At 67.7% G+C, this 14,352-nt stretch carries 11 protein-coding genes; 9 read left to right on the top strand and 2 right to left on the bottom strand.

Annotated features, from left to right (window positions below):
• Positions 1-252 precede the first annotated feature (252 nt).
• From OG984_RS17305 to OG984_RS17295, 3 genes are all read left to right on the top strand, one after another.
• Positions 253-1,845, top strand: coding sequence for a sulfatase-like hydrolase/transferase (locus OG984_RS17305; protein ID WP_328527526.1), 1,593 nt, complete (start codon positions 253-255; stop codon positions 1,843-1,845).
• 118 nt (positions 1,846-1,963) lie between these two features.
• Positions 1,964-2,737: an IclR family transcriptional regulator domain-containing protein gene (locus OG984_RS17300; RefSeq protein ID WP_328527525.1), complete on the top strand. Its 774-nt coding sequence runs from the start codon at positions 1,964-1,966 to the stop codon at positions 2,735-2,737.
• 143 nt (positions 2,738-2,880) lie between these two features.
• Positions 2,881-3,753, top strand: coding sequence for an acyl-CoA thioesterase (locus OG984_RS17295; RefSeq protein ID WP_328527524.1), 873 nt, complete (start codon positions 2,881-2,883; stop codon positions 3,751-3,753).
• A gap of 14 nt (positions 3,754-3,767) precedes the next feature.
• On the opposite strand, the gene OG984_RS17290 is transcribed toward OG984_RS17295, so the two are convergent.
• On the bottom strand, positions 3,768-4,484 hold the full coding sequence (locus OG984_RS17290; RefSeq protein ID WP_328527523.1) for a GntR family transcriptional regulator: 717 nt from the start codon (positions 4,482-4,484) through the stop codon (positions 3,768-3,770).
• Positions 4,485-4,628: 144 nt separating this feature from the next.
• Here OG984_RS17290 and OG984_RS17285 point away from each other — a divergent pair, with 144 nt between their 5' ends.
• From OG984_RS17285 to OG984_RS17265, 5 genes are all read left to right on the top strand, one after another.
• Positions 4,629-6,008, top strand: coding sequence for an MmgE/PrpD family protein (locus OG984_RS17285; RefSeq protein WP_328532370.1), 1,380 nt, complete (start codon positions 4,629-4,631; stop codon positions 6,006-6,008).
• Between the two features lie 67 nt (positions 6,009-6,075).
• The gene (locus OG984_RS17280) at positions 6,076-7,218 is read left to right on the top strand and encodes an acyl-CoA dehydrogenase family protein (RefSeq protein WP_328527522.1); all 1,143 of its coding nucleotides are present in this window, start codon (positions 6,076-6,078) and stop codon (positions 7,216-7,218) included.
• 47 nt (positions 7,219-7,265) lie between these two features.
• Positions 7,266-9,311 carry a 3-hydroxyacyl-CoA dehydrogenase NAD-binding domain-containing protein gene (locus tag OG984_RS17275; RefSeq protein ID WP_328527521.1) on the top strand — a complete coding sequence of 682 codons (2,046 nt, stop codon included), beginning with the start codon at positions 7,266-7,268 and terminating at the stop codon, positions 9,309-9,311.
• Positions 9,312-9,343: 32 nt separating this feature from the next.
• Positions 9,344-10,504 carry an MFS transporter gene (locus tag OG984_RS17270; RefSeq protein ID WP_328527520.1) on the top strand — a complete coding sequence of 387 codons (1,161 nt, stop codon included), beginning with the start codon at positions 9,344-9,346 and terminating at the stop codon, positions 10,502-10,504.
• Between the two features lie 106 nt (positions 10,505-10,610).
• Entirely contained in the window at positions 10,611-12,746 is a 2,136-nt protein-coding gene (locus OG984_RS17265; RefSeq protein WP_328527519.1) for an acetate--CoA ligase family protein, read from the top strand.
• Between the two features lie 72 nt (positions 12,747-12,818).
• Here the strand turns inward: OG984_RS17265 and OG984_RS17260 are convergent, their stop codons facing one another.
• Complete coding sequence (locus tag OG984_RS17260) at positions 12,819-13,217, bottom strand: universal stress protein (RefSeq protein ID WP_328527518.1); 399 nt, start codon at positions 13,215-13,217, stop codon at positions 12,819-12,821.
• Positions 13,218-13,330: 113 nt separating this feature from the next.
• On the opposite strand from OG984_RS17260, the gene OG984_RS17255 reads away from it, so the two are divergent.
• Positions 13,331-14,350: a Bug family tripartite tricarboxylate transporter substrate binding protein gene (locus OG984_RS17255; RefSeq protein WP_328527517.1), complete on the top strand. Its 1,020-nt coding sequence runs from the start codon at positions 13,331-13,333 to the stop codon at positions 14,348-14,350.
• Positions 14,351-14,352 lie beyond the last annotated feature (2 nt).

Raw genomic sequence — 14,352 nt, 5'->3', positions numbered from 1 at the left:
GGCATCTCCACTGTCGTCGGGCGCGACGGCTCGAGGCAGGGCCGAGAGTCGCTCGCAAAGAGGTCGGAGGTCCCCTGCGGTCGGTGCCAGTCGCGGCCACCGGGCGGGCAGATGGTCAGCAGAGCCCGGAACGCCCTGCGAAAAACGCCCGGGGAGGCTACATTTTGTCGTGCTCGCCGGCTCGGGATCGGAGAAGCGTTCCAGCTGTCCGATTCATTGCCAGGAGTCTCGTTGAATCTCCCATGCCATCGCATGGTTGCTGCCACTTTCCGGAGACTGTCGCCTGGTGCGGCGGCTGAGGCGCGCGCGGGTGGTGCTCGGCGCGGGCGGGTTGCGATCGCCACCGTGGCGGTGGCGAGCACCGTCGGGATGTTGTGCGGCCCGGCCTCGACGGCGGAGGCGGCCGCGCTGCCGGGGCGGTTGGAGTCGGGGCGTCCGAGCGTGCTGATGATCAACGTCGACGATCTGGCGGCGACCGACATCAGGTTCATGCCGAACGTGCAGAGGCTGCTGGTGCAGCAGGGGACGACGTTCACCGACGGGGTGGCGCCGACGCCGTTGTGCGTGCCGGCACGGGCGAGCCTGCTGACCGGGAAGTACGCGCACAACCACAAGAACTGGTCGATCTCGGGGACCAACGGCGGCTACGCGGGCTTCACAGGGCGGCGGAACACGCTCCCGGTGTGGATGGACAACGCCGGCTATCGCACGATGTTCCTCGGGAAGTACCTCAACAACTACGGCAAGGGCTCGGAGCGCTACTCCAGCGGCGAGCCGGGGTGGGACGACTGGCAGGCGACGATCGATCCGTCGACCTACAACCTGTTGAGCCCGAAGTTCAACAGCAACGGGACGATCCAGTCGCCGGGTCTCTACAGCTCGGCCGCACTGCAGAACCGCAGCATCAAGATGATCAAGCACGCCGGGACCAATGTCGGTGGCAAGAAGCCGTGGTTCCTGTGGGTCAACTACGTGGCGCCACACGCCGGCGGGCCGGTCGAGGCCAGCGACCCGAAGAAGCGCTACCCCGACCAGCCCTCGCTGTGGCTGGAGAACACCCGGCCGATGGGCGTGGACAAGGGCCGCTTCAGCAGCCTCGAGCTGCCGAAGACGCCCGACATGTTCTACGCAGGGCCGGGCCAGGTCACGGCCGGGAAGCCCTACACGACGTCGCAGAAGCGGGTCATGCGCTACGTCTACCAGCAGCGCATCGAGGCGGCGCAGTCCGTCGACCGGGCGGTCGCCCGCACGATCGCCCACCTGAAGAACAGCGGGCAGTACGGGCGTACCGTCGTCATCTTCTCCGGCGACAACGGCTACACCACCGGTCACCACAACCGCCAGGGCAAGCTGTGGGAGTCCTCGCAGTCGATGCGGATCCCGCTGATCATGGTCGGCCCGGGGATCCCGAAGAACACCAAGGTCGGTTCCGCGGTCGGCAACCCCGACATCGCGACCACCATTGCCGCGATCGGGCGGGCGACGCCGGGGCGCACCCAGGACGGCGTCGACATCACCCGGGTGCTCGCGTCGAGCGTGAAGGCCGGCAAGACGCTCTACCGGCCGATCCCGGTCGCCGCCTGGCCGACCCTGGGCGGGACGACGAGCAAGTACCGCGGCATCCGCTACGGGCGCTACACCTACATCACCCTCACCGCGAGCGGCGTGCCCGTCCTCTACGACCGTGCCGTCGATCCGTACGAGACGCGCAACCTGGCCGGGGACCCGAGGTACACCAACGTCGTGGCCCATCTGAGAGCGCTCGACGCGAAGTACCGCGCCTGCTCGGGCAGCACGTGCCCCAAGACGTACGCATCCACGTTGCTCACCCCGAGTCCGAGCTAGCGTTTCCCGCGCACGTCGGCGCCGAGACATCGGTCGGCCCAGGGGTGTCCGCAACACCCGGACGGTCTCGCCCTGTAATGTGGTCGAGCACTGGCTTGACCCTGAGGAGCATCCGTCCATGACGAGCGAGCGAGGCGATGAGATCGCCTCGGTGGTGAAGGCCTTTCGGCTGTTGCAGATCTTCGGCCCTGAAGTGCCTCGGGTGACGATCACCAAGGCCGCAGAGCTCTCGGAGATGAGCAAGCCCAGTGCACGCCGTCTGCTGTTGACGTGTGTGAGCCAGGAGTTCATGGCCACGGATGGTCGGGAGTTCTGGCTGACGCCGAAGGTCATGAGGCTCGGGTTCAGCTACATGTCCACGCTTCCGTTCTGGGAGACGGCCCAGCCGCACCTGCGTGGAGTGGCCGAGCAGCTCGAGGAGTCCTGCTCGATGGCGACGCTGGACGGCGACGAGATCGTCTACGTGATGCGGATCCCGGTCCGCCGCGGTTTGATCACGCTCAACGTCGGCTCGCGCCTCCCGGCGCACGCCACGTCGTTGGGGAAGGCGCTGCTCGCCTTCTCCCCGGAGTCAGCGGTGGAAGAGTTCCTCGGCCGAGCCCCGTTCGAGGCATTGACCGAGCACACGATCACGAGTGCCGCAGGCCTCCGTGACGAGCTCGCGAAGGTCCGATCCAAGGGATACGCCATCTCCGACAGCGAGCGGGAGATCGGCGTTCGCTCTGCGTCCGCGCCGATCCTGGACCGCACCGGGGTCGCGTCTGCGGCGATCAACGTGTCGGCGAATGCCGTGCGAGTCTCTCGGGAAGAGCTCGAGGAGCGCTACGTCCCGGTGCTCCGGCAGGCCGCGGAGAGCATCTCGGCCGAACTGCGCTACAGCGGCGCCGTGTGAGCTGCTGCTCACCTCGGCGTTTCGCCGTCGGCGTTCAGGATTGAGTCGTATGGGTTGACGGGCGACCCGAGTTCTTGACACGCTTGCCGACATACGTACGTCGGTACGGCATGCGTACGCGATCGGAAGGAAGAGTCGTGGCCATGGCCCAAGCTGATGAGCGGCCGTTCTCGACGAGGTCGCTCGTCGAACGTCTGCAGGTGCGAGAGCTCGCCGACGACGAATTCGTCGGCGATGCCCCGGTCGGGTATCACTCCCGTGTCTACGGCGGGCACATTCTCGCTCAGGCGCTGGCCTCGGCCGCACGTACTGTTCCCGGCGACCGGCCCGTGTTGTCCCTGCATGCCTACTTCCTGCGTCCGGGGGATCCGTCCGCGGACCTGCGGTATGGGGTCGGCCGGATGCGGGACGGACGCTCGATCTCTGCCCGCGCGGTGGACGTGGTCCAGGGTACGAGGGTCCTCGCCTCTGTTCGCGCCGCGTTCATGCGCGTAGGGGCCGAGGAGCCGACGCACGAGCCGATGCCGGCCGTTCCGGGCCCCGAGGAGCTCCCGCCGCTCCATGTGCGGCGAGGTGTGCCGGGTGCGGCCCCTGACGGCTTCAACTGGGTGCCCGATGCCGAGTGGGCGCGTAGTTCGCGACCTCTCGACATCCGCTACGTCGAACCTGGCTCCGCCGCCGACCGACGCTGCTTCTGGTTTCGGTCCGAAGCGGGCGCTCGGACGGCTACCGAGGACAACGTCGTGCTCGCGTTCGCCTCGGATCGCTCGCTGCTTCCGACGATCCTGCACGCGCGAGGTGAGCTCAGGCGCCACGATCACATCCCCGTGGCCAGCGTCGACCACGCCATGTGGTTCCACGCCAGTGTGCCTGCAGGGGAGTGGTGTCTCTATGTCCAGGAGAGCGAGTTCGGCTCGTCGGGGCTCGGGCTGGCCCGTGGGAAGATCTACGCCTCGACCGGTGCGTTGGTCGCGTCAGTGGTTCAGCAGGGCATCTTGTCGAGGCCGAGCGTCTGACCCCTGGATTTCCTTCACCCTGATAGGCCCCTGCCGTCGAAGTCCTCGCGTACGTCGGTGCCCTTCGCGCGTCGCTCGGGGTCCTTCTGGCGGCGGTCCGCAGCGCCCAGGATGTGCGCCGCGGTCAGCTCGCCTGCCGCCACGCTGTCTCCGTCGACCACGGCATCAAGGATCTTGCGGTGCTCCTGGTGCAGTTCGTGGGCGATCGCGTCGTCCATGAAGAGCGTCGCCTGGGGCGTGAATCGTCGCCAGAGAAGCTCCAGGAACTGGACGACCAGCGGTGAGGCCTGCTCGTAGATCGCGAAGTGGAACTCGCGGTTCAGGACCGAAAGCTCGGCCGGATTCGCCTCTGCTGCGTCCAGCGCGTCGGTGAGTGTGTCGTATGCGGCCTGCACCTTCTTGACGCCCTCGGGCGTCATCCGCTCGACCGCCATCTGAGCGGCCGCGCTCTCCGCAGCAGCACGCAGGCGGTAGAGGTCGTTCGCCGTGTCTGGAGTCATCTCCTGCACCGAAGCGCCTCGGTGCGGAGCGTAGGTGAGGACGCCGTCGGCCTCGAGGCTCCGCATCGCTTCCCGTACGGGTGTGGGGCTCACGCCGTACCTCTTGGCGAGCACCGTCTGCTTGATCAGCTCGCCGGGGGAGATGACGCCATTGGCGACGTCCTCCCGGATTCGAGCGGCGACATATGCGGTGCGGCTCTGCGGAGGTGAGCTGTCGTTCTGAGCGGGCATCTGGCCTGACTCCTTTCCCGAGTGGTCCGTGGTCGGCTTCATGTTACCCGTGAGTCGATACAAAAGTGTCCATGGACAACACTCTATAGAATATGTAATCTGGTGGGGCTGATTCGATTCGAAGGAGATGCGGTGAGTGGACGAATGGACCTGACACGGACGATCGCGGCCTGGGCGGTTTCTCAAGGGGGAGCAGCGCTGCCGTCCCAGGTGGAGAGCCACCTCCGGCGGATGGTTCTGGACCACCTCGGTGGGGTTGTCGCAAGTTCAGTCGGTGAGGTGTCGGCGGCCGTGGCGAAGCATGTGCAGCGCATGTACGGGCCTGGCTCCGCGACTGCCGTGGGACACGGGAAGACGACCGTTCTGGGTGCAGCCGTGATCAACGGGACCAACGGACACGGCATCGAGACCGATGACGGCTACACCCCGGGAAGCTTCCACCCCACCTCTGTGATCCTTCCGGCGGTCTTCGCCGTCGGCCAGGAGCGGGGTAGCACGGCTGACGACATCATCCGGGCCGCCGCGATCGGCATGGAGATCGGCTGCCGCGTCGCTGCGGCGGGACACCCCGCCACGCGACGCAACCACTTCCACAACACGCCTGTTGCCGGTGTGTTCGGAGCCGCTGCCGCCGTCGGGGTGCTGCTGGAGTTGGACGCCGAGGCCATGGCGAACGCGCTCGGCATCGCTGGTTCTCACAGCAGCGGGATCTTCGAGTTCCTGGGGACGTCGGCCGAGGTCAAGAGGTTCCATCCGGGTAAGGCCGCTCGGGACGGCATCGCCAGCGCGGACCTCGCCGAGGCAGGTCTGACCGGCCCGACGACCGTCCTCGAGGGCCGCGACGGCTACTTCGCCACGTATGCGGGCCAGGAGGGTGTCGACTGGTCGGCAGACAGGCTCTTGTCCGGGCTCGGCGACAAGTGGCTCGTCCTCGACACCTACATCAAGCCGTATCCGTGTTGTCGTCATCTGCACGGCGCCATCGATGCCGTCTTGGAGCTACGTGACCGCCACGACATCGACTGGCACGACGTGCAGCAGGTCGACGTCGGCACCTTCGCGATCGCGGCGGGCCACGACGGGACCGACGTCAGCACCGTGATTGGCGCGCAGCTCAGCATGCCGTACGCCCTGGCCGTGGCGTTGCGTCGTGGTGCGGTCACGCTTGCCGACTTCGTGCCCGAAGCCCGAGCGTCGGAGGAGGTCGGCGCCCTGATGTCGCGGATCTCGGTGGTAGACGATGCGGCGGCCACCGCGGCGTACCCGAACAACGGTCGCCCCGCCGAGGTGGCGATCACCCTGTCCAACGGCGACGTCGTCAGCCACCGCGTCGAGTTCCCGTACGGCGAGAGCGTCAACCCGATGAGCAACGACGATCTCGAGACGAAGGTCCGGCGACTGGTCGAACCCGTCATCGGTGAGTCCGGCGCGAACCTGCTGATCGACTCCGCTTGGAACTTCGAGAACCTCGACTTCCTCGACGAGGTCGACGCCCGGGTCCGCAACGGCTCCGCCGCTCAGTGACCGCCCGCCCTCCGGGGCGGTTCATCCAGCCCGCCGTCGACCGGCGCCAGCACGTAAAGGAAGAACTGTGACAACGTCCATGACCGATCTCGAGGACTTCCGGTCCATCGTTCGAGCGTTCAGCGAGAAGCACCTGGCCGAGGGAGCCCTCGAGCGTGCCCACGACGCCTCCTACTCGTGGGACGTGGCCAAGCTCCTCGCGTCCCAGGGCCTGCTCGGCCTGACCATTCCCGAGGAGTACGGCGGTCAGGGTGCTGGGCTCCGGGAGGCGGTGGCCGCGATCCAGGAAGTGGCCCTGGTCTGCCCGAAGAGTGCCGACATCGTTCAGGCAGGAAACTTCGGGGCCATTCGTACCTTCGCCGAGTTCTCCACACCGGAGCAGCGGGAGAGGTTTCTCGGCGGGCTCCTCGCCGGCGAGGCTCTGATCGCCCTGGGCATGAGCGAGCCGGAGGCAGGATCGGCTGTCACAGAACTCACCACCACTGCCGTCGAGGACGGCGACCACTACGTGATCAACGGGACGAAGATCTGGTCTACCCACAGTGTCGACGCGACTCTGTACCTCATCTACGTGCGGTTCGGAGAGGGCCTGGGCAACATCGGATCGATCCTGGTCGAGCGGGACACCGAGGGTTTCGAGGTGGGAAGCCCGAAGGAGTACATGAGCGGAGAGCAGTGGGCGCAGCTGTACTTCGACAGCTGCAGAGTCCCGAAGGAGAACGTGCTCCTAGGCCCCGGGGGCTTCAAGAAGCAGATGAGCGGCTTCAACGTCGAGCGCATCGGCAACACCTCCCGCAGCCTGGCGGTGGGAAGGCTCGCCTTCAACCTCGCCCGGGACCACGTGTCGCAGCGACGCCAGTTCGGCCGCACTCTCAACGAGTTCCAGGGGATCCAGTGGAAGATGGCCGAGGTCGCGGTCGCCCTCGATGCGGCCGAGCTCCTGCTCAACCGTGCGATCGAGGGGGCGGTGAACGGTCTGCCGTCCGCCTATGACACCGCTGTGGCGAAGCTGGCTGCGAACGAGGCCGGGTTCCGGGCAGCGAACGAAGCGGTGCAGGTCATGGGCGCCATGGGATTCAGCACCGAGTCCCTGGTGGAGTACTGCTTCAAGCGCACCCGCGGGTGGATGATCGCCGGCGGTTCCACCGAGATCCTCAAGAACCGGATCGCCGAAGAGGTCTTCGGCCGCCGGTTCAGCCAGCGCGCATGAGTGCCGCGCCGGCCCCGAGGGGCCCTCGGGAGGAGAGGCGCGATCCGGTGGCATACGAGGTGCGTGACGGGGTGGCTCTCCTCGCCATTGACAACCCACCTGTCAACGCGAGCACACAGGCGGTTCGGGCCGGCCTTCTCGACGGCGTTCGCAGGGCCGCTGCCGATGACGCCGTCGTGGGCATCGTGATCGCGGGCGAGGGGCCCAACCTGATCGCCGGATCCGACCTCGGCGAGTTCTCCGCGCCGTCCCTGCCGGAACCTCAGCTCCCTGAGGTCATCACCGCCATCGAGGCGTGCCCCAAGCCGGTCGTGGCCGCGGTCTCCGGGGCGACCCTGGGCGGCGGCCTGGAGCTGGCGCTGGGGTGCGACGGCCGCGTCGCGGCGGCGTCCAGCATCGTCGGCTTCCCCGAGGTCACCCTCGGCATGATCCCCGGTGCCGGTGGTACGCAGCGGACACTGCGCCTGGTGGGACCGACGAAGACGATCGACCTGGTGACATCCGGGCGGAGGGTCGCCGTCACCGAGCCTCTCGGGCGAGCACTGATGGACGAGGTCGTCGACGGAGACCCGACGGAAGCAGCGCTCGCGCGGGCGCGCACGTGCCGCGAGAAGCGGAATCTGATGGACGAACCGCCGATCCTCGACGAGCCTGGCGAGATCGAAGCCGCCGCGCAGGCCGCCATCACGCACGCTCAGGGCACCCCCGAGGTCGTCGCCGCCGTGGGTGCCGTGCTCGCCGGCCTGGCACTGCCGCCTGGACGAGCACTCGATCACGAGCGGCGCGAGTTCACCCGGCTCAGAACGAGCACGGACTCGGCTGCGCTGCGTCATGGGTTCTTCGCCACCATGGCGGCGAAGCGGGCCAACCGACCGAGCGCCCCGATCGATCTGCGCTCGGTCGCGGTCGTCGGCGCCGGCACGATGGGACGTGGGATCGCCAGGGCATTCCAGGAGGCTGGCCTCCGCGTCACTCTCTACGACGAGAACGGTGAGGCGGCTCGGGCAGCACAACGACAGCTCGCGGCGGCGCAGGAGTCGCTGGTGCAGCGGGGAACCTTGGACGCCTCGGAAGCCGCCGAACGCGCGATGCGGGTCGATGTCGCTGATACGTTCGACGGGCTTGCAGGGCATGATCTCTACATCGAAGCCGTCTTCGAGGAGATCGAGGTCAAGTCGAAGGTCCTGGCCGCGCTCGAAGGGCTCGCGACGGATGCGCCGCTCGCGACGAACACCTCGTATCTCGACATCGAGCAGCTCGCCGACTCCTTGCGGTCGCCGGAGCGCCTGGTCGGGATGCACTTCTTCAGCCCGGCCCACCGAACCCGTGTGCTCGAGGTGATCGGCACCGAGCGCACGTCGCCGACGTCGACCGACGCTGCTCTTGTCGCTGCGCGTCTGCTCGGAAAGCAGGCCATCAGGTCGAGGCCCGGTCCGGGATTCATCGGCAACCGCATCTACAACGCCTACAGGTGGCAGTGCGAGCTGATGCTCGAGGAGGGCGCTCTGCCCCAGCAGATCGACGCCGCGATGGAGGACTTCGGCTTCGCGATGGGGCCGTTCGCGGTCTGGGACATGTCGGGCCTCGACATCGCATGTCGAATGCGGCGGGCCACCGCTTCAGACCGTGATCCGGCGGCCCGCTACCCGGAAGCGGCCGAGGTCCTGTGCGATCAAGGCCGGCTCGGGCAGAAGACCGGCCTGGGTTGGTACCGGTATGACGACGGCTCCCGATCTCCGGTCGTCGATCCGGCGGTGGCGGAGCTCGTCGAGACGATCGCGCGGCGGAAGGGTGTCGCAAGACGCACCTTCTCCGCGCGGGAGATCAGCCGGCGGGCTTTGCTGACGATGGCCAACGAAGCGAGCTTGCTCCTCGAGGAGGGCATCAGCGAGCGGGCGGCCGATGTGGATCTGATGCTCGTCCTGGGTTACGGCTTCCCGACCCGTCGCGGTGGCATCGGCTTCTGGGCCCGGCGTCAGGACCGACAAGCCCTCGAGCGTGAGCTGGACGAGCTGGCCCGCATCACCGGTCCCGGCTTCCGCCGCGGAGACCTCGGGTTGCTCGACGTGGGCAAGGCCGGCAACGCCGGGTGACATCTCGAGGCGGCCCCCGGTGGCGTACTTCGTTGGCGTCGCAGTCGATCCTTGCCCAGGCCGCCTGGGTGAGCGTCAAGCTGATGATCGGCTACCGCGCCATCGCCGAAGGTGCGGATGCCTCGTTCCTGGCGGTCCTCACCGCGACGTTCGCCGCGCCGGCGCTGTTGGCCGCTCTTCCCAGCGGGCGGTTCGCGGACCGTTGGGGTGGCGCCGCGGCGGCGGCGGTGGGTTCGATCCTGGCCGTCGCCGGGGTCGGCCTGGTGCTGCTCCTCCCCGGCCTGGGAACGCTGCTGGCAGGAAGCGCCATCGTCGGTCTGGGCAATATGATCGCCATGGTCGGGCAGCAGACGCTCGTGGCCCATGTCTCCCATGATGACCGCGACGGCGCGTACGGCTTCCTGTCTGCTTCAGCCTCGGCCGGACAGATGGTCGGACCTCCGCTGGTCACCTTCCTGGCCGGGTTCTCGAGCACGGCGTCAGGCCCTGATACGGGGATCGGTCTGACGGCCTGTCTGGTCATGAGCGCTCTCGCGCTGCCCCTTTCCGTGCCTCTTGCCCGCGCGGAGCGGTCGCTGTCGTCGAGTCCGGGGGAGAGAAGCGAAGCGTCCACGGGACGCGGGGGACTGCTCTCGGGCGGGATCTGGCGGGCCATGGTGATCAGCGGGATCGTCCTGGTGTCGATGGACATGCTCTACACGTTCCTGCCGATCTGGGCGCTCGACGGAGGCGTGGCGGCAGGGACCGTCGGAATGCTCTTGGCGCTCCGCGCGGCCGTCTCGCTCCTCAGCAGGGTCGGGCTGAGCCGACTCGTCGGCCGGTTCGGACGCGCCCGGGTGATCGTCGTGTCCACGGCCCTGGCCGCGATCGCCATGGGCCTGCTGCCGCTGGTCGGTGTGCCTGGTGCCGTCGTGGTGATGATCCTGCTCGGAGTCGGCCTAGGCATCCCGCAACCGCTCACGATGGCATGGGCGGTCGCACTCACCGAGCCGCATCGGCACGGGCTTGTCCTCGGTTTGCGTCTGGGGGCGAACAGGCTCGCCCAGATTGTCGTGCCGCTCGCGATGAGCGCCACGGTCGCCACCCAGGGAGCGGGCGGGGTCTTCTGGGCGAACTCGGGCCTGCTCGCCGGATGCACTGCACTGGCAGCGGTGCGGAGCAGCCCTGAGAAGCCTCATAGCGAGGGCCCCTGAAGTGTTACTCTATAGAATGTAGAATATCGACCGGCGGTGCCGCCGCCGACCGAATCGGCAGAGGCGCTCATCGGAGCGCCTCCCAATCTCGAGGAAGGTTGCATCCATGAGTGCATTGACTGGCGACGCGCTCGCCACCGCGGTCCTGGCTCCGAGTGTCGTGGCCATCGTCGGAGCTTCCGACGACCCGACGAAGACCACCGCCAGGCCTCAACAGTTCTTGGCGCAAGCGGGTTTCGAAGGGGGTGTTTACTTCATCAACCCTCGTCGAGAGACCGTGCAAGGTGTCAAGGCGTGGCCGAGCCTCAGGTCGCTGCCCCAGGTTCCCGACCATGCGTACGTCATGACCGGAGCCGAGGCAGCCATCGAGGCCGTCCGTGAGTGTGCGGAGATCGGAGTACCGGTGGCGACGATTCTCGCGTCCGGGTTCGCCGAGGACGGTCCGGAAGGTCGCGATCGCGAAGATCGTCTCTGTGAGGCTGCCGCGGGCCGAGTGCGTCTGATCGGCCCGAGCAGTCTCGGCGTTGTGAATCCGCGCAACGGAGTCATGCTGACCGGGAACGCCGCGTTCGGTGAGCCGGACACCCCGAAGGGCGGGATCTTCGTCGCGTCGCAGTCGGGAAGCGTCATCGGTGCGCTGGTCAGTCGAGCGCGCGGCAGGGGCGTCGGCTTCGCCGGACTGGTCTCGGTGGGAGGGGAGGCGGACCTGTCGGTCGGCGAGCTGTGCGAGGCGACCCTCGCTGATGACGGGATCGAGTCGTACGCGCTCTTCCTCGAGTCGCTTCGCCATGCCGACAAGCTGGCTTCCTTTGCTCGTGCCGCAGGGCGAGCGGGGAAGCCGGTCGCTGTCTACAAGCTGGGCCGTTCGGAGGAGGCTGCCGAGCTGGCGGTCTCGCATACGGGTGCGCTCACCGGATCCGACGCCGAGGCCGAGGCATTCCTGCGGGGGTGCGGTTTCGCGCGCGTCGGCCACTTCGAGTCGTTGGTCGAAGCGCCGGCACTCCTGCGCCAGGTCCCGGTCAGAGGGGACGAGGGTGCGCCGCGGATCGGTGTCATCACCACCACCGGCGGTGGAGCGGCGATCCTCGTGGACCAGCTGGCGACCCGTGGCATGAAGATCGTCGGTCCCAGCGCGGGCCTGCTGGGCGACCTGGCGGCCGCAGGGGTCGACATCCCGCACAGCTTGATCGCGGACCTCGGCTTGGCCGGCGCGCGCCACGACATCGTCTCCGCAGCGGTTCGTCTCATGCAGGAGAGCGGTGAGTTCGACCTGCTCGTCTTCGTCATCGGATCGTCCGCGCGGCTCAACCCGGAGCTCGCCGTGGAGGCGATCGCAGAGCGTGGCGGCCACGATGTGCCGCTCGTGGCCTTCGCAGTTCCTGAGGCCCCGGAGGCGGCTGCGCTTCTGCAGAGCTCCGGCGTGCCGGCGTTCCGCACTCCGGAGAGCTGCGCCGACGTGATCGCCAGTGCCTTCACGAGGCGGGCTGCGACCATCGGACCCGCCCGGCCGGTCCAGGACTTCTCGACGGCGACGGTGCTCGATGAGCAGGCATCCGCGGTTCTCCTCGCAGACATCGACGTGCCGATGGCGCCATCCGTCGCGCTCGACGTCGCGGACATCGGCAGCGGGCTGCCCCTGCCGTTCGAGTATCCGGTCGTGGTGAAGGTGCTCAGTGCCGACGTCGCGCACAAGAGCGATGTCGGCGGGGTCGTCGTCGGTGTCGAGGACGACGCCGGGCTCGAAGACGCCGTACGCCGCATCAAGTCGAGCGTTCAGTCGGCGATCCCTCATGTCGAGGTCGATCGGGTTCTGGTTCAGCCGATGGTCGGAGAGGCAGTGGCCGATGTGCTCATCGGCTACCGCGTCGCACCGGACGTGGGTCCGATCGTCGTGCTCTCGACCGGTGGTGTGCTTGCAGAGGTCTTCGCTGACACGTCTGTCCGGCTCGCCCCGGTCACTGCGGAGACCGCGCGCGAGATGATCGCCGAGGTCAAGGGGCTCGCCCTGGCCGCGGGTTACCGGAACTCCCCGAAGGGTGACTTGGACGCGCTGGCGCAGGCGGTGGTCGCGATGTCGCAGCTGGCCGTCAGCAGCCCGGAGGTCGCTGAGGCCGAGGCCAATCCGGTCATGGTCCGCAGGGACGGTCTCGGAGTGATCGCGGTCGACGCCCTCGTTCGAGCGGTCGGCGGCGGTGCGGACGAGGTTGCCTCATCGGAAGCGGCGGCGAGCGTCTCTTTGTAACCCGAAGCTGGGGGCGGAACCGGTGTCCGGTGCCGCCCCCAGCATCGATCGCAGCGCCTCAGTGCTCGGTAGTCACGGCTTGACCGCGAGTACCGGGCACGGCGCCTGCAGGAGCACTCGCTGAGCCGTGCTCCCCAGGATGAGCTTTCCGACGGCCGACCTCCGTCGCAGACCGATGACCAGCAGGTCGGCACGGTACTGCTGCGCGGCCTCGATAAGGTCGGTGGCGGTGTCGTTCGTCGACTCGGGCCTCAAGAGCCGGAACCTGATTCCGCTCTGTCCCAGTCTCTCCTCGATGGCCTGCCACTGGCTGTCTTGTGCATATCGGTCGTCGACGTATGCCTCGCGCCTCGCGCTGTTGAGCACCACCAGCTCCACGCCTCGGCGTTCGGCCTCTCTGGTGGCCTCCTCGAGAGCGGCTTCGCCCTCCGGTGTGGGGATGTATCCCGCGATCACAGTCATCTCGATCATCGCCTTTCTGGCTTTGCTCTGTAGAACCTAGACAACACTCTATAGAATATGTACTCTCAACGTGACCGGGGCCACAAGTGTGTGGCCGACGAGTTACGGAGAGGATCATCAGAATGAAACTTGCGAAAGCGAATCCCGTCGTGGGCCGCGCTGTCACAGCGGCAGCGGTCGCCGGAACGTGCCTGGTGACGGCCAGCTGTAGTGCTCTGGGCCTCTCCTCGGAGTCGTCCGAGAAGTTCCCGTCCAAGCCCATCGAGTACGTCGTTCCGTACAAGCCCGGCGGCAGCTCGGATCCGGTGGCACGTGAGTTCTCCCGAATGGTGGCGGAGGACCTCGGGACGAGCTCGACGGTCTTCAACAAGCCTGGCGGGGACGAGGCGATCGGCATCACCGAGGTCGTCACGGCGAAGCCGGACGGGCACACCTTGGGGTTGGCATCGGCTGCAGGTCTCGTTGCGCAGCCGCTCATCAACGGCTCGCTCCAGTACGACGGCGTCGAGGACGTGACGCCCATCGCGCAGATGATCAACACGCCCTACGTGCTCTTCGTCGCGGCCGACTCGCCCTACAAGACACTGGACGATCTGATCGCTGACGCGCGGAAGAGGCCGGGCAAGGTGCGGATCGGTACGGCCAACCGCTTGGGAGGCACCGGGTTCACCTACTTCAAGCTCGAGGACGAGGCCGGGGTCGACCTGACCGAGGTTCCGGCTGCCGGCGGTTCGGGCGAGTCAGCTCTCGCGGTCATGGGCGGTGAGATCGAGGCCTTCCTCGCCACCGGGTCCGGACAGCTCGGCCTGGTCGAGTCCGGTGACCTCCGTGCACTGGCCTACACCGGCAACGAGTACGGGGACGTGCTCCCGGACGCAGTCTCGTTCGAGGACGCCGGCTACGACATCCCGTTCACCGCGGGCTACGTGACGGTCGCGCCGAAGGGCCTTCCGGACGACGTACGCGAACAGCTGGTGAAGTCGGCGGAGAAGGTTGCGACCAGCGACGAATGGGTCACCTGGGCCGAGGAGCAGGGCAACGTGCCGGCGGCGGTCGTCGGGGACGACCTGACTCAGGCCCTGCGCGAGCAGCGCAAGCAGTTCGAGGCTGCCCTCGAGCTCGCCGATCAGCACCAGGACTGATG

The organism is Nocardioides sp. NBC_00368, from assembly GCF_036090055.1.
In the GTDB taxonomy this organism is placed as follows: Bacteria; Actinomycetota; Actinomycetes; order Propionibacteriales; family Nocardioidaceae; genus Nocardioides.
This window is presented reverse-complemented; position numbering and strand designations above follow the sequence as displayed.

Bases quoted from the DNA above. Each gene is read 5' to 3' on its own strand.
- OG984_RS17285 (WP_328532370.1), top strand. From the start codon at position 4,629: ATGGACCTGACACGGACGATCGCGGCCTGGGCGGTTTCTCAAGGGGGA.
- OG984_RS17295 (WP_328527524.1), top strand. From the start codon at position 2,881: ATGGCCCAAGCTGATGAGCGGCCGTTCTCGACGAGGTCGCTCGTCGAA.
- OG984_RS17265 (WP_328527519.1), top strand. From the start codon at position 10,611: ATGAGTGCATTGACTGGCGACGCGCTCGCCACCGCGGTCCTGGCTCCG.
- OG984_RS17290 (WP_328527523.1), bottom strand. From the start codon at position 4,484: ATGCCCGCTCAGAACGACAGCTCACCTCCGCAGAGCCGCACCGCATAT.
- OG984_RS17305 (WP_328527526.1), top strand. From the start codon at position 253: ATGGTTGCTGCCACTTTCCGGAGACTGTCGCCTGGTGCGGCGGCTGAG.
- OG984_RS17260 (WP_328527518.1), bottom strand. From the start codon at position 13,217: ATGATCGAGATGACTGTGATCGCGGGATACATCCCCACACCGGAGGGC.
- OG984_RS17300 (WP_328527525.1), top strand. From the start codon at position 1,964: ATGACGAGCGAGCGAGGCGATGAGATCGCCTCGGTGGTGAAGGCCTTT.
- OG984_RS17255 (WP_328527517.1), top strand. From the start codon at position 13,331: ATGAAACTTGCGAAAGCGAATCCCGTCGTGGGCCGCGCTGTCACAGCG.